Annotated in this window: 17 protein-coding genes and 2 pseudogenes; 10 read left to right on the forward strand and 9 right to left on the reverse strand. The window is 35.4% G+C overall.

Features of this window, described 5'->3' with window-relative positions; genetic code table 11:
* Nucleotides 1-16: 16 nt before the first annotated feature.
* The 4 genes from xerS to V3595_RS22060 all read left to right on the forward strand — a co-directional run bounded on the left by xerS (nucleotide 17) and on the right by V3595_RS22060 (nucleotide 5,598).
* A complete protein-coding gene (gene xerS, locus V3595_RS22045) occupies nucleotides 17-1,144 on the forward strand; it encodes a tyrosine recombinase XerS (RefSeq protein ID WP_485909576.1) in 1,128 nt (375 codons plus the stop codon).
* 437 nt (nucleotides 1,145-1,581) lie between these two features.
* Nucleotides 1,582-3,327, forward strand: a complete 1,746-nt coding sequence (locus tag V3595_RS22050; protein ID WP_485909578.1) for a hypothetical protein — start codon at nucleotides 1,582-1,584, stop codon at nucleotides 3,325-3,327.
* Between the two features lie 8 nt (nucleotides 3,328-3,335).
* Nucleotides 3,336-4,565, forward strand: coding sequence for an AAA family ATPase (locus V3595_RS22055; RefSeq protein WP_485909580.1), 1,230 nt, complete (start codon nucleotides 3,336-3,338; stop codon nucleotides 4,563-4,565).
* Between the two features lies 1 nt (nucleotide 4,566).
* Nucleotides 4,567-5,598, forward strand: coding sequence for an McrC family protein (locus V3595_RS22060; RefSeq protein WP_485909582.1), 1,032 nt, complete (start codon nucleotides 4,567-4,569; stop codon nucleotides 5,596-5,598).
* Nucleotides 5,599-5,695: 97 nt separating this feature from the next.
* Here V3595_RS22060 and V3595_RS22065 read toward each other — a convergent pair whose 3' ends face one another.
* Nucleotides 5,696-5,866: a hypothetical protein gene (locus V3595_RS22065; protein WP_485909584.1), complete on the reverse strand. Its 171-nt coding sequence runs from the start codon at nucleotides 5,864-5,866 to the stop codon at nucleotides 5,696-5,698.
* A 1,045-nt stretch (nucleotides 5,867-6,911) separates the two neighbouring features.
* A pseudogene (locus V3595_RS22070) lies at nucleotides 6,912-7,504 on the reverse strand (transposase); the annotation flags it as partial.
* A 108-nt stretch (nucleotides 7,505-7,612) separates the two neighbouring features.
* On the opposite strand from V3595_RS22070, the pseudogene V3595_RS22075 reads away from it, so the two are divergent.
* The 6 genes and pseudogenes from V3595_RS22075 to V3595_RS22100 form a co-directional block, all read left to right on the forward strand.
* Nucleotides 7,613-7,756: pseudogene (locus V3595_RS22075) on the forward strand (zinc-ribbon domain-containing protein); the annotation flags it as partial.
* 356 nt (nucleotides 7,757-8,112) lie between these two features.
* Complete coding sequence (locus V3595_RS22080; RefSeq protein ID WP_485909742.1) at nucleotides 8,113-8,214, forward strand: zinc-ribbon domain-containing protein; 102 nt, start codon at nucleotides 8,113-8,115, stop codon at nucleotides 8,212-8,214.
* 244 nt (nucleotides 8,215-8,458) lie between these two features.
* Nucleotides 8,459-9,928: an ATP-binding protein gene (locus V3595_RS22085; RefSeq protein WP_485909586.1), complete on the forward strand. Its 1,470-nt coding sequence runs from the start codon at nucleotides 8,459-8,461 to the stop codon at nucleotides 9,926-9,928.
* Nucleotides 9,921-12,764 (forward strand): Z1 domain-containing protein, encoded by a 2,844-nt coding sequence (locus V3595_RS22090; protein WP_485909588.1) that lies wholly within the window; start codon nucleotides 9,921-9,923, stop codon nucleotides 12,762-12,764. Before V3595_RS22085 ends, V3595_RS22090 begins: the two co-directional genes overlap by 8 nt.
* A gap of 14 nt (nucleotides 12,765-12,778) precedes the next feature.
* Entirely contained in the window at nucleotides 12,779-13,675 is an 897-nt protein-coding gene (locus V3595_RS22095; protein ID WP_485909590.1) for a PD-(D/E)XK motif protein, read from the forward strand.
* Nucleotides 13,676-13,678: 3 nt separating this feature from the next.
* Nucleotides 13,679-15,748, forward strand: a complete 2,070-nt coding sequence (locus V3595_RS22100; RefSeq protein WP_485909592.1) for an AIPR family protein — start codon at nucleotides 13,679-13,681, stop codon at nucleotides 15,746-15,748.
* A gap of 955 nt (nucleotides 15,749-16,703) precedes the next feature.
* Here V3595_RS22100 and V3595_RS22105 read toward each other — a convergent pair.
* The 7 genes from V3595_RS22105 to V3595_RS22135 all read right to left on the reverse strand — a co-directional run bounded on the left by V3595_RS22105 (nucleotide 16,704) and on the right by V3595_RS22135 (nucleotide 20,568).
* Nucleotides 16,704-17,435: a zinc ribbon domain-containing protein gene (locus V3595_RS22105; protein ID WP_485909594.1), complete on the reverse strand. Its 732-nt coding sequence runs from the start codon at nucleotides 17,433-17,435 to the stop codon at nucleotides 16,704-16,706.
* Nucleotides 17,436-17,654: 219 nt separating this feature from the next.
* Nucleotides 17,655-18,587 carry a flagellin Hag gene (hag, locus tag V3595_RS22110; protein ID WP_485909596.1) on the reverse strand — a complete coding sequence of 311 codons (933 nt, stop codon included), beginning with the start codon at nucleotides 18,585-18,587 and terminating at the stop codon, nucleotides 17,655-17,657.
* Between the two features lie 24 nt (nucleotides 18,588-18,611).
* Nucleotides 18,612-18,800, reverse strand: a complete 189-nt coding sequence (locus tag V3595_RS22115) for a carbon storage regulator (RefSeq protein WP_485909598.1) — start codon at nucleotides 18,798-18,800, stop codon at nucleotides 18,612-18,614.
* Between the two features lie 187 nt (nucleotides 18,801-18,987).
* Nucleotides 18,988-19,488, reverse strand: a complete 501-nt coding sequence (locus V3595_RS22120) for a hypothetical protein (RefSeq protein WP_485909600.1) — start codon at nucleotides 19,486-19,488, stop codon at nucleotides 18,988-18,990.
* Between the two features lie 8 nt (nucleotides 19,489-19,496).
* On the reverse strand, nucleotides 19,497-19,754 hold the full coding sequence (locus tag V3595_RS22125; protein WP_485909602.1) for an ECs_2282 family putative zinc-binding protein: 258 nt from the start codon (nucleotides 19,752-19,754) through the stop codon (nucleotides 19,497-19,499).
* Nucleotides 19,755-19,807: 53 nt separating this feature from the next.
* The gene (locus tag V3595_RS22130; RefSeq protein WP_485909604.1) at nucleotides 19,808-20,170 is read right to left on the reverse strand and encodes a hypothetical protein; all 363 of its coding nucleotides are present in this window, start codon (nucleotides 20,168-20,170) and stop codon (nucleotides 19,808-19,810) included.
* A gap of 44 nt (nucleotides 20,171-20,214) precedes the next feature.
* Nucleotides 20,215-20,568: a hypothetical protein gene (locus tag V3595_RS22135; RefSeq protein WP_485909606.1), complete on the reverse strand. Its 354-nt coding sequence runs from the start codon at nucleotides 20,566-20,568 to the stop codon at nucleotides 20,215-20,217.
* Between the last annotated feature and the right edge of the window lie 311 nt (nucleotides 20,569-20,879).

Consider the following 20,879-nt stretch of genomic DNA (forward strand, 5'->3'; position numbering starts at 1 on the left):
GAAAAGGAGTCAAACAATGGCCAATACCAGACAACATCAAGTCCATGAGCTGAAATTGGAACAGCTGGTTAAGTCCATGCCCTTCTATATTGTTGAATATGTTGACAATAAATTGGATACCCGGTCCCCTTCTACCCTCTTGAATTACGTTCTTGATTATAAATTATTTTTGGAGTGGCTGATAGATGAGGGCATTGCTGAGCAGGAGCATATTAAGGATATCCCCCTGTCAGTTCTAGAAAAGTTGAAGTTGATCGAAGCCCAATCCTTTATCAAATTTTTGGAACGGAGAAATATCCCTATCAATAAGAAAGAAACAAAAAAAGCGGAAAAGGTATCCGTCAATCGGAAAATTTCAGCATTACGTTCCCTTTTAAAGTATTTAACGACTCAGACAGAAAATGAAGATGGCGAACCTTACTTCTACCGAAATGTCATGTTGAAAATTGAAGTGAATAAAGTGAAAGAAACATTGGGGGCGCGTGCTTCCAGAATATCGACAAAGATTTTCCACAATGATGAGGATGCTCGGTTTCTTGAATTCGTGAAGCATGACTATGAAAGAGAGCTACCTGAGAAGTCCAGAAAACTCATATACTTTAAAAGGGACAAGGAACGTGATTTTGCAATCTTATCCCTCTTCTTAGGAAGTGGCGTCCGGGTGAATGAACTATCCAACTTAAGGCTACGAGACTTGGATTTCGAGGAAAAACAAATACATGTTTTACGTAAGGGTGGAAAAAAGGATGTAGTGGCAGTCTCTCCTCCGTCCATGCAGGACATAAAAGATTACCTAGCTGTGCGATCGGAACGTTATAGGGGATCAAACGATGATACGGCCTATGTATTCTTGACTCGGGTGAATGATGGAGCCACCCCCCTTTCCAACCGAGCCATCGAGGCTTTAGTAAAGAAATACACGAAGGCCTTTAAGTCCAATAAATCCATGTCCCCACACAAACTGAGGCATACGTACGGGACGAATTTAATGGAGCAGTCAGGAGATATCCATTTGTTGATGACTCAACTCGGTCATACCTCAACCACAACGGCTGCCCTCTATACAAACCCTGAGCAAGAGAAGGCTAAAAAGGCTGCGAAACTGCTGGGAGAGAGAAGAACCAATTATCTTGAAAAGGACTAAATGAAAAAAGAGAAGATTATTTAGTCTTCTCTTTTTTAGTTTTGAATGTAAATTTCGAGAAACGTGCTATAAGGGACAGAACTGTTAATTTTTGGGGAGAAATATATTCTTGAAAGTGGTTAGAATTATCTTAGCAATAGTAGGTACTAAAATCTTTATTAATGCAACAGACTCAAAAGGCCGTATGAGTGTCACAAAATCTATTACAGTGTCATAGAATTTCAAGAGCAGAGGTAGATTTATATACTCTGCTTTTTTTAGTGTCAACGTAAGATTCAAAAATATTTAGTTTATATAAGTTTGACCTTTTGGGATATTGGTAAGTTAATCTTATAGGCATTATTGAGCTCTTCCTAGGTCTGCTCTTTGCTTTTCCTGTTATTACCTTAAGGTTATAATAGGTAGGTATATCCAATTCGATGTAAGGGGTGTAAGAGATGAGTTACGAAGAATTACAGAAAATCTTATTAAAAGATGAATACATAGACATTTCATTTAAAAGATATTTAGCTTTTAAAGAGACGAATTTATATGATGAGTCTTATAAAATAGAAATTTTGTCCCGCCTAAATAGTTTCCTGAAAGGACAGAACATTAACGAGTATACAGTACTTGATATTGTAAAGAAGCTACAAAAAGAGAATCCTTCCGCTGGGAGTTTTGTGCATTGGAGTAATACAGAAGACTTAGTTAAGTATACAGAGGCACGTCCTGCAGAAGTTTCAATGTTAATGAACCAGTTATTTCAATCACCACTATCAATTGAAGATCGCGTTGAAGTGTTCCGAGAAAAAGGTAAAGCATACAATCCAAGTATTTCCTTAGGAGCGCCGTTGTTTGGGTATTTGTTTGCAGCAGTTGATTTTACAAAATATCCGCTCTATAAACAAGAGGTTTTTACTGATTTGAAAAAGACCTATGGAATTGAGCTCAAACTTGGAACAGTGGGTAACAATTATGAAACTTTTGTGAGCGTGTGTGAGATTGCACTCCACCACTTAAAGGCCACCTATCCAGAGTTAACAATTCTTGATATACAAGATTTCTTTTTCTGTAGCACGCATTATAAACAAATCATAGTTGAAACTGCTGTACATTATTTACATGGGTTGGCAACACAGTTGAGCAATTTTATGAAGCAACCAGCACTTATATTAGAGGCTATTAGAAAACTAGATTCGAATACACTGAGTTCACTGCGAGAGCAGTACCGAAACCATGAAAAAGTAAATCTCATTAGATTTTTGGTGCTAGACAAAATCATTGAATCTGATTCTATAAGTATTGCAGAAATGGAAGATATCAAAAATCAGGTAAAAGTGAAATATGAGACGAACATTTTGCAGTCGTGGAATAATTTCACGATTTTATTTCAGTTGTATTATGCAAGTAAAAAGCAAAAAGTCCAAGAAGAGCAAAGCAAGATTCATGAAGCTATTCGTCAAATGGAAGAGTTCGCAAATATGAATTTTATAGATAAAAAAGTCCTAAACGGTTTTAACTGGAATCAAAGTTTTGGATGTTCCGAGTGCTGGTTGGCTGTTTATGAAAAGGGACATGCAAGTCATAGAACAGCTGCACAGTTCTTTGTATCAATTGATGAAAAGGGAATCCGATACGGTTTACTGTATGGTGACCAACATCCTAATAGAGGGCAATCAGATTTGGATTTTGAATCCAATATAGAATCGTTTATCTATGAAGACTTTCATCAAAAAATGGTTAGAGTGTTAGATGAATTCAAAAAAGACATTCCAGCTACTATTCAGTATTGGACTATTGGAGCGGGGGAGGATGCGAAGTATTGGGATGATTTTCTTTCCTCTAATGTCATTAGTATCGGTTGGAGAGAACTCGGTAATCTGAAGCAGTATAAAGATACTGGTGAGATCATGGACAAGTTTAATGAGATGTCAGCGGATGAAATAAGAAGAAGTAATGATGCCAATGCATGTAATGACTTTACAAATTCTATGAATATTGGTGATTTGGTTTTTATAAAAAAAGGTACTAAACAAGTTTTAGCGGTGGCTGAAATAGAATCAGAATATCAGTATGATGCTTTAAGGCAGCCACATCCTAATTTCAGAGAAGTGAAATGGGTAGCTGTACATAAACATCTACTTCTAAAGGGTAAACTTCCAACAAAAACACTAACAAACATCAGCCATACCCTGACTTAGTTCAAGAAATGTTAGGGTTTTACAAGACCAATCTGGAAATCAGTGTTGAAACTTGGATAGAGCTTCTTCAGAATGACGCTGTTTTTAAAGAGAAAGATCTAGTTTATCTTCATAAAATGTTCGAACTTGGTGGAGAGGCAACAGCGACCGAGTTAGCATCTGCTCTTGGGAAGCATTCTTCTTCATTCAACACCCCAATTGTACAACTTGCAAAAAGAGTATATGAGGCTACCGACATTCCTCCGATTAAAAGAGAAGATGGGACTAATTGCTTCTGGTGTGTTCTGTTTGAAGGTGAGTACGAAGAGAATCAACATTTTACTTGGCGGTTAAAACCTAACCTTAAAGAAGCGATTGCAGCTACCCATGTGGATTCGAGTATAGTCGAACTAGAAAGTTATACAAAAGAAGACTTCCTAAAAGAAGTATTTATTAAGGAAAAAGAATACGTTACGATTACTAACTTATTGAACTATAAGAAAAACATTATCTTGCAAGGTCCTCCTGGAGTTGGTAAAACGTTTGTATCCAAACGTCTTGCTTATTCACTGATGGGTGTTAAAGATGACAATAGAGTAGAAATGGTTCAATTCCATCAAAATTATGCTTATGAAGATTTTGTTATGGGATTCAGACCTAATGAACATGGGTTTTCTCTACAGTTTGGTATTTTCTATGATTTTTGCCAACGTGCATTAGAGAATCCAGAGAAGGATTATTACTTCATTATCGATGAGATAAATCGAGGAAATTTGTCTAAGGTTTTTGGTGAATTGTTCATGTTGATAGAGCGTGATAAACGTGATGAATTTGTCACGATGGGCTATTCAAAGGACAAGTTCACCGTTCCAAGTAACGTATATTTGATTGGAACAATGAATACAGCTGACCGATCATTAGCTCAGTTAGAGGTAGCTCTTCGACGTCGTTTTGCTTTTGTTACACTTATACCTGCTTTTAATGAGAAATGGAAGCTTACCATTCAAGATTCAGGTATTTCTGATCAAATGGTAGCTCGGATTTTATTTGCAGTTAATAAAATCAACAAAGAAATTAATGGGGACTTTCAGCTAGGAAGTGGCTATGCGATTGGACACTCATTTTTCACTTCGAAACCTGAGAATATGGATGAAAACACATGGTATGAAGGAATACTGACTTTTGAAATCCAACCACTGTTAGAAGAATACTTCTTTGATCGTCCAGAAATGGTTAAGTCTCTTATTGAGGGAATCTAATATGGAGAATTTGTTTAAAGTACCCATTCGTAACTTGTTTTGTTTACTCAGTTACATGAATGAAATGCCTGAGTTAGTCGAGAGTTTAAATGATGTGGATGAAGACTTGATTACGTATGACTTTATTATTAAACAATTTTTAAATGAAGTACATACTTTAAATCGTCGTGGATTGGTGAAGAATTACGTGGTCAGGACAGAATCCACCAGTCGGCTGGGTGGCCGAGTGATGATTAATGATTCCATGCCTTACATTGTCGCCAGAAAACCTATCGTTGTCTGCGAGAAAGATGAATATTCATCAAATATTTTGCTGAACCAAGTGATGAAATCCACATTGAGAGCAATCTGTGTAAATCGTTACGTAAAAGAAGAAACAAGAAAACGTAGTTTCATGTATTTGGAGTTAATGGCGGAAGTAGATAATTTAACACTAACGAAGGAAGTGTTCTCAAAAATATACTTTGGAAGATACAATATCCATTTTAAACGCATGGTGCATATCGCTAGATTATTGCATGAGTTAACGTTGTTATCCCATAAACAAGGTAACTGGAGTTTGTTTTCTACCGAACTAGATGAAAAATCGTTAAATCATATTTTTGAGAAGTTTCTATTTCATTTTTACCGAATTGAGCAACAAGATTATCGAGTGTTATCAGAGGTCATGCAGTGGAAGTTGGAGGGGAATCAATCACTTTTGCCATCCATGAGGACAGATGTTTCAATGATACAAAAAAACGGGCTCAAGAAAATTATCATTGATGCGAAGTTTTCTAAAAATGTCTTCCAAGAGCATCATGGGAATTCCTCTTTTCATAGCAATAATATGTATCAACTTTATACCTACTTGATGCATCAACCAAAAGAACTGGAAGTTAGAGGGATTTTGATATATCCGTTTAACGGGATTACCATAGATGAATCATTTCGTTGGGATGATCGGATGACAATGGAAGTGATGACTTTGAACTTAGATGATTCGTGGAAGTCTATATATGGGAGGTTGATGAGTGTATTAAATAAGGTCTGAGTGAAGTGAACGTACCTAATAGTTTCGTATACAAAGTATAAGGAGGTATGGATAAATTGTGTGCCCGACGAAAATTAGCGGCAGAAAGCGTGTTGGGTCATATCAAGGGCATGGTTCGTTTCGCCGCTTCAACCAAAGAGGGCTGGATAGGGTAAACATCGAATTCGGACTGGCCGCGACGGTCCCCATTTTTTGAAGCAGGTGCAGGTAAATACCCTGTTTCAGAACCAGCTAGGTAATAAACGAAAAAATCCGGAGAGAAATGCAATTTCTTTCCGGTTTTTCTTCATTAAGTAAATTGTTAGGAAATCTTGAGTCAGGGGATGCAATTTTTGGATTAATCTTTTTCAAAACATGCTCTTTCTATGTATTCATTTATAAAGGTTTCGTGTATTAATTAACTGAATTTAATACTTTAACCTCAATCTTAAGAATAAGGTTAATGGCACTGCAAATGTTAAAATCAAGGAAAGGATGACAATGAATGTAGTAAGTATTGATTATATTAAATGTTTTACTTTAAGTAACTAGTTTGATAAACATATTACTTACTATGTATTAAAGTACGCACCTCGATAGAATATATTAAATTTACAAAGAAATATTGGTTAGTAGGAAATGGCTCTTTAAGAAGATGTAGGCATTAGGAGAATGATGCTCACGTTCAAAAATCTCATAAAAAATGTTGAGTGGTGAAAAGCACCATGTCTGGGAGACACATTCTCCAGATCAACTCCAACGTAACCTTTAAGGAAATGTACTCTAGATTAGAATTTTGAGTAGAGAGCTATATTTTGTTGATTAATTCCCCATTAAGATACTGATTCCGACCCTTTTGGGGTGAGAATCATATTTATACTGAGAATTTAATGAGTATTATAGATTAATCTATAATACTGAAAAAAGGATTAATCTTAATGAACTCCCTCAGTTTAATAGATAATGCTTACGAATACTCGCTTATTCGCTGGATTTCAAACCACATGGTATAGGATGCTTTAGATGAACGAAAGAGATAGGACCGTTTTGATAAGATGAGGGCAGATTGAAATAGGGAATCTGTTGAAAATCCCATATTATTACATATACTACACGAATTCTCCACGCTGCCCCTGGAGGCTTTCCCTCCCATGTCTCAACAGGTCATAATCCTATGCCCTTTCATTCCTTCATCATGCCTACCCAAGGGGTAAAGGCCGGTTTTGCTAACGGAAAGGGTCATTGCCCTTTTGTTCATTACATCCAGTACTCGTGTTTTCTTTGAAATCCTACGGATAAGTCAACTTTCGTTAAATAACTATGTGAATGTAAATTTACGCTGCTAGTTGTTCAAGTGGGAAGATCATTTCCGGTTTATAAGCAGAGCCATTACGAGCTATCCCTACTAGGGTACGGGCGAATTTTCCACAAAGTTTCATGATGGATTTCATTTTCTTAATCTTCTTCACTTTAACATTATTCGAGTGTAGGGCTTTAAACTCAGGGTTATTCATCACCAGACTCATGGTCACAAGGAAGATGTAACGCCGCAGGCGTGATCTTCCACGTTTGGAAAAAACAATTTGGCCTTTCCACTTCCCAGAGCTTGCTTCAGCGAGATGCAATCCTGCATGACGAAGGAGTGCATTCCCTTGAGCGAACCCACTCAGATCTCCAGCTTCTCCTAAGATTCCCGCTAGTGAAATCTCGCTGATTCCTTTAATGGCAATAGTTGCTTAACGAATGGAATCTGTTCCAAGACGGTTGTGACTTCTTGCGTCACTCTTTCGAGTTGGGATGAAGCGAGATCATATTCCTCTAATAACTGTCCCAAGTGAAGTTTATACGCATCAAGGGCTTGTTTCGTACCAATTGAACGCTTGGCCAATACAAGCAAGGCACGGGCTTTTTTATGCCCGGAATGTCGTAGAACAAATGGAACTATTAATGAGGTGCTTGAATGAAACAAAGTTTATATGATTGGTGTATCAATAAAAGACATTTGGTTGACGAGTGGAATTGAACAAGAAATGGTAAGTTAACACCGAGTGAATTTGCACCAATTTCCAATAAGGGAGTGTGGTGGAAATGTCTTAATGGGCACGGCACGAGTGGGAAGGAAAAATATCAGAAAGAAGTAGTAGAGGAAGGGGATGTCCGGTATGTGTCAACCGTGTAATCATTCCAGGAGAAAATGACTTGCAAACCAAAAATCCAAAACTTGCACTTGAGTGGCATCCAACAAAAAATGGTGATTTAACTCCCAAAGATGTTACTTAAAATCAAGAAAAGAAGTATGGTGGAAATGTATTGAAGGCCATGAGTCGAAAACATCAATTGGAAGAAGAAGCAATAATAGTGCTGTCCAGTTTGCGCTAGAGCTAAACAAGTTTTAACTAATATAAAAATAAGATAAGTAAAAAACGGTTCGTTACTAGATAACAAACCGGAAGTAGCAAGAGAGTGGCATCCAACAAAAAATGGAGAATTAAAATCAAGTGGAGCAACCACTAACTCTAATCAAAAGTATGGTGGCTGTGTGTTCAAGGGCATGAGTGGGAAGCCACTATTTCAAAGAGAAGTAATGGAACTGGATGTCCTATTTGTTACAAGATGCGACGAAAAGAAGGAAAATAACAACTTTTTAAAACCTTAATAGCAAGTGTTTAGTCTTTTTTGACGATGATTATATATGTTTTCACATGAACTCCGTTTTCTATTAGGAAGAGCCGCACAGAATTCACTAGTACAATAGTTTACTTGTTCATAGTATACTAGAGAAAAAGTTAAGACTTATAAGTGTTAGCTTATTTTTCAATTTAGAAAACATGCTTTTATAAAAATAAATTAAAATGGGATATATAAACGGGATGGTAATGTAATGGAAGATTTAATTTTAACTCCTTATGCACCAAATTTAGTGGAGTCGACACGTTCAATTGGATACTCTTTTGAAACGGCAATGGCAGATATTGTTGACAATTCAATCAGTAATTTTGCAAAGCGCGTTGACGTGAAATTTTCAAATTCTTACATTCCCTTTGTCGCTGTAATTGATAACGGAATTGGAATGGGAAATATTGAACTTGAAAAAGCAATGCGATATGGAAGTAGCAGTTCTTTAGATGAACGAGGAGAAACTGATTTGGGACGATTCGGTTTAGGTTTGAAAATGGCTTCTATGTCGCAATGTAGGAAACTGACCGTAATTTCAAAACAACGAGGAAAACTTTCAGCTGCGTGTTGGGATTTAGACTATATTCACAAAACAAAAAATTGGTCTCTGATAAGATATACAGAAGAACAAATAGCTAATCTCAGATTTGCATCTGAATTAGAAAACTATAATTCAGGAACAGTGATTGTGTGGGAAAAAATAGATAGAATTTCGGAATCTCCTAATGAATTTGATAGAGAGTTTAATGAAAAGTTAAATTTCGCAGATAAACACATGTCGCTTGTTTTTCATAGATTCTTAGAGAATAAAATATCCAAACAATATTTTGAACTTTTTTTCAATAATAGAAAAGTTGAACCAATTGATCCATATATGTTGTCTAATCGAGCTACACAGCAACTTGAAGAAGAAACGTTATTTATAGATAAAATACCGATAAAAATTACTCCATTTATTACTCCTTTCGTTAGTAAGTTATCAACAAAAGAGAGACAATTACTAAACGAATATAGAGAGTTGAATTTAAAACAGGGGCTATATATTTATCGAAATAATCGACTAATTGTTTGGGGAAAATGGTTCCGCTTATTAAGTGATGGGGAACTTAAACGTCTTGCGAAAGTGCGTATTGATCTTCCAAACAATATTGATACGCATTGGACAATAGATGTAAAAAAATCATCTGCTCAAATCCCTAGTATGATTAAAGAACAACTCAAACAAATCGTTCTTCGTGTGGTTGGTAAAAGTGAACGAGTTTATAGATATCGAGGAAGAAAAGTTGTCCAAGATAGTTACCAACACATCTGGAACAAGATTGAGAATCGTGAAAAAATGCAATACTTGGTGAATCGTGACATACCGATTTTTAAAGTATTACAAGAATCTTTAAATGACGAGCAGTTCAAACTTTTAGACGGTTTTGTTAAGAGTATTGAAGATAGCTTTCCGTATTCAGCTGTCTATTATGACCTAGCCCAAGACGAACAGTTTGAGGATAAGATACTTGAAGTCGAACAAGTTTACGAATTAGCCAAAAATACGATTGATGGATTAGCTAGAAATAAGGATGAGCAAATTAAGCATTTGAAAAGTTTGTCTTCAATTGATATGTTCCAGAAGTACCCGGAAGTTATTCGGATGTTGGAAAAGGAGTTTCAATATAATGGGTAATGAAATCGTTGCAACAATAGAAGATCTTGCAAGTATTATGTTGCCGAAAGAGAATCTAGAAGAAATTACAGAAAAACAAATTAAGCAAACTGTACTGGCAATTATTCCAATGGCTCAAATGAAATTTGGTGGAATACACATAAATCAAATCGATATTGATACTGCTATAGTAAATCTAGAGGAAAGATACGCTATTACTATGGATACTGGGACACTTCTTAAAGAGGACAATTATAAGAAATGGTATTACAATTCCAAAGCCGATCGAGGAACTGAATATTGGGATAGATATAGTCGATATCTTGTAAATGATGTGAACTTGCCACAAATTGTTATTAACAAAATTGATGAAGCTTCGGAAGATATTATGGATGTTCTTGGTGATCCGTTGTTAAAAACAGGATTTCAACGTAAGGGGCTAATTATTGGCTCTGTTCAGTCTGGGAAAACTTCGAATTATACAGCATTAATAAATAAGGCAGCTGATAGTGGTTACAAAGTAATCATTTTGTTGACTGGTACGATCGAGAAGCTGCGAAAACAAACACAAGGACGTATCGATGAAGGTTTTGTTGGAATGGACAGTCGTAATTTCATCGAATTCAAGAAATTGAATAAGAGAAACTCTTTTCTTGGCGCTGGAAAATACAACAAGAAAATCAATGTGGCATCATTCACTACTACCGAGAAAGATTTTGACTTAAAAGGTCTAAATATGAGACTGTCATCTGTAGCTGACCCGGTAATTTTCGTAATTAAGAAGAACAAGTCAATTTTAGAGAAGCTTCATTATTGGCTGAAGGAAAAAAATACAGACCAATCAACAGGTATGATCGATTTTCCAATGTTGTTAATTGATGATGAGGCAGACAACGCATCAGTAAATACTAATAATCCTGATCGAGATCCGACAGCAATTAATAATGGAATTCGGAATTTGTTGAAATTGTTTAGAAAATATAGTTATGTGGGCTTTACAGCTACGCCTTTTGCAAATATTTTTATTGATCCTCAATTAGAGGTCGAAACAAAAAATGATCTATTTCCAAGAGATTTTATTTACTTACTAGAGCAACCTTCAAATTATGTTGGTCCAATGGAGATGTATAGTGAGAATGGGCAATACCATTACATGATTCGCCACAACGATGATATGGAAAATATCTTGGATTTGAAACACAAAAATGGTACTAAAATTTCAACACTTCCTGAGTCTCTTAAGACATCTATACTGTTGTTCTTACTCGCTAATGCTGTTCGTGATTTACGTGGTCAAGAAAAGAAACATCGATCTATGCTAATTCACGTATCAAGATTTATTAGCGTTCAAAAAGTTGTTCAAGAACAGGTGAAAAATTACTTCAATTTCGCAAAAGAACAGATTAAAAACTATGCGCTTTCTGATTCTGAAGAGCCTTTCATCAAAGAATTACACGACCTTTTTGATAAGGAGTTTGGTAAAGAGAAATATGCTATTTGCGGAGATAAGTCTTTTAATAAAAAAGAAATTGAAGAACATTGGGATGATGTAAAACAAGTACTTTACAAGGCTATTAGTCCAATTCAAGTTCATACAGTAAATAGTGGATCAGCATCTCAAAGAATGAATTATGATGAGTATGAAGACGGATTACGCTTAATCGCAATTGGAGGCCTGAGCCTTGCACGTGGACTTACACTTGAAGGGTTAACAATAAGTTATTTCTATCGAAATACAAAAATGTATGACACGCTAATGCAAATGGGAAGATGGTTTGGCTATCGTGACGGATATTCCGATTTGTGTAGACTTTGGACATCAAGTGAGTCTGCTGGATGGTATGAACATATCGCCGAAGCTACTGAAGAATTACGAAATGAAATTAAACGGATGTCTAGAGAAAATAAACGTCCAATAGATTTTGGGCTACGTGTACGTTCTGCTGAAGATACTCCATTAATTGTAACTGCAAGAAATAAGATGAGGCATTCCGAACAAATAAAACTTGTACGACAATTGAATGGCCGAATGATCGAGACAGCGATTCTTCCATCGAAGGAAGACGAAATAGAGGCTAATAACGATGTGATTGAGCGTTGGTTAGTGAATAACAAAAAATATCTTGTGGAAGATGTTTCTAAACTTGGTAGTCAGAAACCAACATTTAAAGATGTTCCGAAAGAAGTAATAATTGAGCTACTGACATTTGTAGAATATCCATACATGAATGAATTTTCAAAAGATAGTATTCTTGTTGGTGAGATTAAGAAGAGTGCATCAAAAATATTTGATAAATGGGACGTTGTCGTTGCAACTAATAAAGATAAAAAGGATGAAGAACCTGTAGTTTTTGGAGAAATTCCTATTTATCCAATTTCACGTTCGTTTGATTTCTTCGGAACGGGGCACTATGTCAGAATATCTAAATCTAAGAAAAGGTTAGGTTCCACGGATTACGCTTTGACAGGACTCGAGAAAGAGCAAATGAAATTAATCGTAAATAGTGTGGATAATCTTTTAAAAGGCCAAAAAAACAGGAAAGGTGGTCAAAAAGCTCCGACTCAAAATATGTACTTTAATACAGGAATTCCACGCAACCCACTTATAGTTATTTACCCTGTAAAGTTAACCAACTCAAAAGGCGTAGATTCTGAAGTTGATGGATATGTTGATTCGTTGGAACAATTAATTACGGGTATTAGTATAGGTATCCCTGATATTGAAGGGGTACAATCCGTAACCTATGAGTATGTGGTGAACAAGGTCTATCAAATGGAGCTTATAGAAGGTAGCTCTAGTCAGTATGATTGGGACGAGGAATATGACGAAGATGATGTTGATGCATTAGATGATTAGCGAGGAGTTTGAACATGATCGTCGAAGAAAATAAATATAAGCGAATTCCAAAAACTGAGAAATTCGGCATATATCTAGGATTGGACAATAAAGGTAGGACAAGTATGTTTGTTAAGCTGTCGAAAATGCCTAAGTTTAATAATAGTAGCAAGTATCTAATCTATGAATATAACAAAAGACAGGACGGCTTGTGGGCGTTGACAGTCTCGATTGCTGAACAACGGTACCTTGGAGTTTTTAATAAGCTTGTTTTTGATTTGGTTGATACTGTCCGTGACGCAAGTATTTCGATTGTTGCCGAAAGGATGTTTATGCAGCGTTTTGTTGAATGGAAAACGCTGTTTGAACAAGGTATAACGTCAAGTCTCGATTTTAGCAAAGTAGTGGGGTTAGCAGGCGAGTTATATTTTATAAGTGAATTCATGGTTGAAAAATATGGGATATTAGATAGTTTGAATTCTTGGTGTGGTCCATTAGGGGCTGATAAGGACTTTAATATAAATAATACATGGTTTGAGGTAAAGACGAAATCATTAAACAAAGATACAATTCATTTAAACAGTAAGTCGCAACTTGTTTCTAATAGTATCGGATATTTGACCGTCGTATCTTATGAAAAAAGCAGTTTAGCAAATTCAAAGTCCACTAACCTGTTCGACTTGTATCAAAAAATTAGTAGTTTAATTCAAACACAGAGCTTGCAAGCAGAGTTCGACAGGAAATTAGCTAATCTAAATTTTGTTCCGGATGAAAAGTATAAGGAAATAAACTTGGAGTTCCATGAAATTGTGTTCTATGAAGTCAACGGAAGCTTTCCTCAAATATCAAATGTTGAATTTGGTAAGGCAATAACGAATATTGAGTATGATCTTTTTTTGCCTGAAATAAAGCAATTTAAAGTTGAGGTATAACTAATGGATTCATATAGAGAGGAATTAGTAAACGATCTGAAAGTACAAGCTGTATCTGATAATATGTCGGATCGTGAGTCGTTTTTTCAAATATATTGTGAGAAGCTTGAACAGTCTGAAATCATAGAGGATTTCCACTATCTTCATTTTAAAGGTAAAGGCAGTCGCAACCGATCAATTCAGATTGATGGATATGTATACAACGAGTTAGATAGTAAATTGACACTCTTCATTATACCTTCTTTGGCATACTATGAAGATAAGATATTAACCATGACTGATGCCGATTCATTATTTAATCGCGCCAAATATTTTTATTTTGATGTAGAAAAAATTATTTCAGAAGCAGAAGAGAGCTCAGAAGGTTATGGTTTGGCTTATGATATCTTGAACAAGAAAATTGAGATTAATGTTCTGGAAATAATCATATTAACAGATTACTTGAAATCAAATACAATTAACATCATTGAAAGCACACTTGAAAATAGCGTCCGAGTAAATTACTCAATTTATGATATTTCCCGAATGAAATTAATTGATGAATCTGCAAATGGTAAAGAACCATTAATTATTGATCTTAGGGAGGATTTTCAAGCGGAGGGGATTCCGGTACTTCCAGCGTCTAAAACTGATGAGTACCAAGCGTATCTGTGTAATATTCCGGGAGAGCTATTGGCTAGAATGTATAATAAGTATCAGTCAAGATTGCTTGAAGGAAATGTTCGTTCGTTCTTACAATCCAAAGGAAAAGTTAATAAAGGTATTAGGAATACAATTTTAAACAATCCTGAAATGTTCTTTGCATTTAACAATGGTATTGCTGCAACCGCAGAAACAATTGATATCTCGGAAGGACCAGATGGGAAAGTTATTACAGGTTTTAAATCATTACAGATTGTAAATGGTGGACAAACAACAGCTTCTCTTGCAAATGCATGGGAAAATGATTTAAAACTGAATTCTCGTAATCAGATAAAGAGGATTTTCGTTCCGATGAAAGTCTCGGTTGTTTCCCAAAAATCAGCAGAAGAATTGATACCAAATATTTCAAGATTTGCAAACAGCCAGAATAAGGTAAGTGACGCTGACCTAGCATCTAACCATCCATTCCATAGAAAAGTTGAAGAGCTTTCAAGAAGGATTCATGCGCCAGCGGTAGGAGGGGCTCAATTTGGTAAATTCTGGTATTACGAACGTGCAAATGGACAATACAGACAAGAAACATATAAATCAACAGATTCCTTTAAAAAGAATTTTGAATCGCGATATCCTAAGAGTCAAATGTTTAAAAAGGTTGATCTAGCAAAATACTATAACATATATCTTCAAAAACCACATATCGCAAGTGCTGGATCCCAAAAGAGTTTTAACAAGTTTAGTGAATGGATGATTAAACAGTGGGATAAGAATTCTGACTTTGTAAACGATAAATTCTATCGTAAAGTAATTGCATTATGTATCCTGTTCAAAAAAGCAGATAATATTATACGAAATCAAGAGTGGTATGATAGCTATAAAGCAAACATTGTTGCTTATACACTATCAGTAATTATTCACAAAGTTGAAAAAGACTTCCCTGAATCAACAATTGATTTCCAGCTAATTTGGAAAGATCAAGATTTACCTTATGGATGGATGAAACAAATTCAAAAAGTGTCATATCTAATGTATCAACACTTGACTCGTGAGGATCGTACAGTTGAAAATGTTACGGAATGGGCAAAACGCGAGATATCTTGGACGATGGCGAAAGAGATAGATTTTGAATATGAAGAAGAATTTATTACTCAGTTGGTTAATAAAAAATACGTAATCACACAAGAATACAGTGCTATTAAGGAGCAAAAAAAAGCTAATGAAATGAATGCTTTACTTCAAGTTTACGAATATGGTTCTGCTTTTTGGAAGGAAGTTTACAATTGGGGTGTCCAAGAAAAAATTTGGAATATACAGGATGTTAGTTTCTTAAAACTAGCTATGGGAATTGACGAAGGTAAAGTACCATCGGATAAACAAGCGGCAAAAATTTTGCAGCTACTTGAAAAAGCAAGAATGGAGAGTTTCCCAAAATAAGGATGTTGGATGATGGATAAGTCATCCCTTTTATATGTTATATGACATGAATGCGTCTAAGATTAAATGGAACCACGTTGTAGTGTGCAAAGAAACGATTATTTATCACATGCAATTCCATAAAGATTTGTTCCAAAACATTTACTACGATATTATTACCAGTTAGCTTTAGAAGTTTGGTATGGCTTTAAAGACCTAATTGATTTAGAAATGGCCATATTGTTCGTAAATGTTTCACGAGGAGTTAAACTATAGAATTGAATTTATTTAACGGCAACAAATTTGATTAAAGAGAATTTTGTTGATTTATTGGACGAGCTTGCAGTTGTATTTAAAAATCATATAAGTCATTCTCCATCGGCAAGTAATGTCAGCAGTTTTGCAATAAGAAGATCAACTTTCCCTTATTAAAGGAGAATGATGAGATACAATCAAGACACGTTGGAGATTTGTCTCTAACATTTGTTCTGTAGTAACATTAGCACTCATTGTTACGGGAAATCAGATATTGGAGATGAAGAAGAAGCGTTAAGAGTAAAGATGACTAAAGACACTAAAAAATATAAGAACTGTGTTGTAGTACCAGATAGCAAAGAAGATTAATTCACAAAAGAGGGGTAGTCATTAGATTGCCCTTTTCGTAGTTTACAATTTTCTAGTTTACATAAGATAAATTATAGGAAGTTAATAGTACACAAAAAAATACGTCTCAAAATGACAAGTAATCTTGTTGTAGTGAGACGGAACAAAAAAATAAAAATACATTTACATTTTCTTGAATCATTTTCTTTTATTGTCATGTATAATTGAGGAAACTCCATTTACGGTTTTTCCAGAACTCCGTAGACAGAAAAAACCTCTAGGTATATCTTAGAGGCTTTTTTTATTAGTATCTCATTGCCACTAGTATTCTTATGTTTTGAGACAAAAGAGAAATTTTCACTAATTGATATTCTTATTTTTGTACTTCTTCAGTTATTGGTGTATCCGCTTTATCTATAGTGATATCTATTGCATCCACTTCATCTTTAGTCATTGGTTCAGCAGCCTCAGTTTTAGTTTTCACTTTTTCAACCTCTTTGCCATGCTTCTCCACTTCTTTATTAGCCTTTTGAATTTCTTTTTCGAGTTCAGCAACTAATTTATCAGCTTCTTTAGCCTTTTCTTCCGCATATTTAAGTGTGTCATTCAAGTTTTTAATTGTATGGTTAGCTGAAGCAAGCTCTTTAACCTTTGCGTCATATTCAGCCGTCTTGATGGCCAGCTGATCCTTAGTGGCCTGGTGGTTAGCTGTTTCAGTATTTAATTTTGTTTCTAAGGCTACGATTTGCTTACTTAGATCTGACATTTGATTATTCAGTTCAGTAATTTTATTGTTTAGTGCTACTTTTTGAGCTTCTAGATCAGCCTTTTGTTCCTGTAGATTAGCATTTTCACCCTCTAGATTAGCGATTGAAGCATTTGCTAATCCAATTTCATGATTAGCATTAGCTTTTAAAGAATTAATCTTCTCTTTAAAAGTACCTTCGTTTTCATAGAATTGCACTAAGCGATTTCCAAAATCTTTAACGTCCTTCGTAGCGTCATCTAGTATTGGAGATCCTGTGAATGTTAATCCTAAGCCTACTAATCCAATTGTTGAACCTGTGATAATAACTCCTGCAATCTTACTTGTAAATATACCCATTTTTAATTTCCCCCTGTTAGTTAAAAGATAGTGTGGTTAAGTTTTCCACCATTTTTGTTTTGATTTTTTATAATATTTGGAAATGCAAAAAAGACCGTATAAGTTCATTACAGGTCTCGTTGTACATAAGTATTTGATTTTTACACAGGCCTCACCTCCTTTAAACGAAAAAACAAAAAAGCCTGGTAGGATACCCACCAGGCTTTAATTGTATAGATATTAACGTAGTAATTGAAGAACGCCCTGGGGTTGCTGGTTTGCTTGCGCGAGCATTGCTTGTGCCGCTTGAGAAAGAATGGAGTTCTTAGTTTGATCCATCATCGTCTTAGCCATATCGGTGTCACGAATCCGTGATTCAGCGGCAGTTAAGTTTTCAGAAGATGTGCTCAAGTTGTTAATTGTATGTTCTAAGCGGTTTTGGTTTGCGCCTAACTTAGAACGTTCAGCAGAAACTTTTTCAATTGCTGAGTTGATTGTATCGATTGCAGCCGTAGCTGTTGCTGCATCCGTACTAATGTCAAGGCCACCTGTAGTAGTAGCTGCTGTTCCTGCAACATCGTCAGTAGTTCCTAATACGCCATCAACACCTGCAGTAGTTGCAGTCGCAGCTGCATTGTCAGTTGCTGTACCTGTATCTGCAGCTACTCCAAGTGATTTTGCATCCATTGCTTTAATTCCGATTTCCATTGTTTGGTCTTTGTTAGCTCCAATTTGGAAAGTAAGTGATTTTGCGCCTTGACCGTCTAGCAATTTTTGAGTATTGAACTCAGTTGTGTTAGCGATACGAGTGATTTCTTTTGCTAATTCATCTACTTCTTTTTGAAGTTCTCCACGGTCAGCACCTGTATTTGTATCATTTGAAGATTGAACAGCAAGTTCACGCATACGTTGTAGAATGTAGTGAGTTTCGTTTAATGCACCTTCAGCTGTTTGGATTAAGCTAATACCATCTTGAGCATTACGTGAAGCTTGATCAAGACCGCGGATTTGTCCACGCATTTTTTCAGAGATTGCAAGACCGGCAGCGTCATCTCCTGCTTTGTTGATACGCATACCTGATGCAAGTTTCTCCATTGATTTAGATTGAGCATTCGTTGCTGCACCTAGTTGACGGTGCGTGTTAAGAGCTGTGATATTGTGATTGATAATCATTGTGTTACCTCCATGTGTTTTATATTATTTGGTGGCCACATCCGTTTGGCCATGATATAATTCGCTCCGCATAATCGTAATGGATTTAGGAGCATCGATAGATATTCGCAGATCACCTCTGTCGTTTTCTACGACCTTCATATCGAATTTAACGCCATTTGAATCTATAATGACCAATCCTTGGTTCAATTTTCTACCTAATACTAATGCCATCTAGGTTATCCTCCTTGATATATGTAATATGTACTACATTACTATCATCGGTTCCCTGACAAAAATGTTGAATAGTTTTTACAAGTTTTTTAAAAAACAAAAAAGGAACAAATATATCTGCTCCTTTTTGTTGAAAATATTTGTTTTTTTAAAATACATCCTAAAAGAAATAACGCACCGTATAGGTTTAGACTGTTACTATTTGTTCTTTTGAATAAGGAACTCCTTCCTCATTCGTCCAGGTTGTAGTAACTTTGAATTTATTAGGAGTACCACCATGCACTAATACATACTCCTCAAAATTCTTACTTGACTCAAGAAACTCATAAGGCACTTTGTCTCGTCGTATCATGCCTTTGATTTGTTCTTCGTGAACCTTGAAATCAACGTTGTAGGCAGTAGCTTTACCAGAATTCCAAACTTTCATTCTGTATTTTCCCTTGGCAATCTTTATAATTCGAGCTTCGACACATGCTTTAGTTGCTTCTTCACGTTCCTTTTCTTTATCTTCCAGCTCGTATTTTTTTAGCTTTTCTTCTACCTCCTTGAGCCTGTCTTGAACCTTGTTGGCTTTCCTTGAATCCCTGAATGAAAGATAAGATAGTGCAATGGCTACTGCAGGGAAGCCATATGCAACAAGGTCTTTGAATATTTCTTTAAATTGTGTCCATAATTCTACAAAATCCATAGCCTCTCCTATTTAAACATTTTCTTGAAGTCTTTTTTTAGTTGCTTCATAATATCACCTTTGAAGTCCTCAATGTTAGCATCGATTATATGGCTATTCTCTTCAATAAGTTGTTCTTTAGTAGTAATTCGACCACAATCAGAACATTTCACTTCTGTTTCATCAGGAGCGTTCATCATATCTTCAATACTCTCATCAACATTAGAAAACTGATCATTACCACAGACACTGCATTTCATACTAATATTCATTTCCATATCCTTCATATGTTTATTTCACCTCCTTTAACAGGCTTTTTATTTGTTTACAGCATAACTTTCTAGCCTAATAGCATCATATAAAAGCCAATGGAAACGAATCCTAGTAACACTACTGCCAAACATAATCCCAAGATAATTAAAGCGAATCTAATACTAGAAGATAACCATGTAAACAGAAAAATAATTCCAATGATCGAAAAGATTACTTTAGGAGCTTCCATAGTTAGCAGGGCTATTGCTGGGAATACAAAGAGCATGCCTAACGTAAGGTTTCCCATTATTGCACCAAACTCTGTAGGTGGTACCTTTTTAGTTACCCATTTAAATTTAGGAATTTTGGTTTTACTTGAATTGGGTCTACGGGTAGCACTGTCGGATACCATACCACCATCATTAGAATAATATTCTTCATCTTGACTCATTAACCTTTACATCCTTCGTTTTTTAATTTAATAAATCTATATCACTAAGCTGAAATTTGCTTGCGGAATCCATATCTATATAAACCGAGAAAGAAAGGATACATTATGATAAGCGTGAAAGCTGTAACGAAAATCACTCCTCCTACTCCAAGTTCTGGATCATTAAGCACATCCAACTTTATGTATACAGACACCTCAATGACAGTAATTATAAATACGAATTTCCAGAATGATTGTGACAATATCTGTTTCTTGTATACATAACCGAATAATCCAATTGTAGAAATAATACTAATAACCGTATCCGTAGTTTCTACCACCGGACCGTGAACCGTTTCTACAAACATTGAAGCTATCTCTATAGCTAAAATTAGCCAAAAGTAAATTTTCCAGAGCATTTTTTGCACGCCCCTTTTTTTTATAGAAAATAAATGTGCATTTCCCCCTGCATTTTGTTTGGATTACAGTAATGATGATTTTAGGTGAGTGATCATTGGTTGTAGGTTGGTATAAAAAAAAGTGGATACAACTCCTAATCCATAGATCCCAATAACAAAATACAAGACAGTAATAAACACTGTAAGTAACGGATTATCATTTTTTTCTAAAATTCTATTAATAGGCTGAAAGACAATTAACAAGATCACCATAAAAATAACAATTATTAGCCCTATAAAAAACATAAATATGAATTTTGTGAGATAAGTGA

It is taken from the genome of Bacillus sp. CFBP9009, from assembly GCF_036541465.1.
GTDB lineage: Bacteria > Bacillota > Bacilli > Bacillales > DSM-1321 > Peribacillus.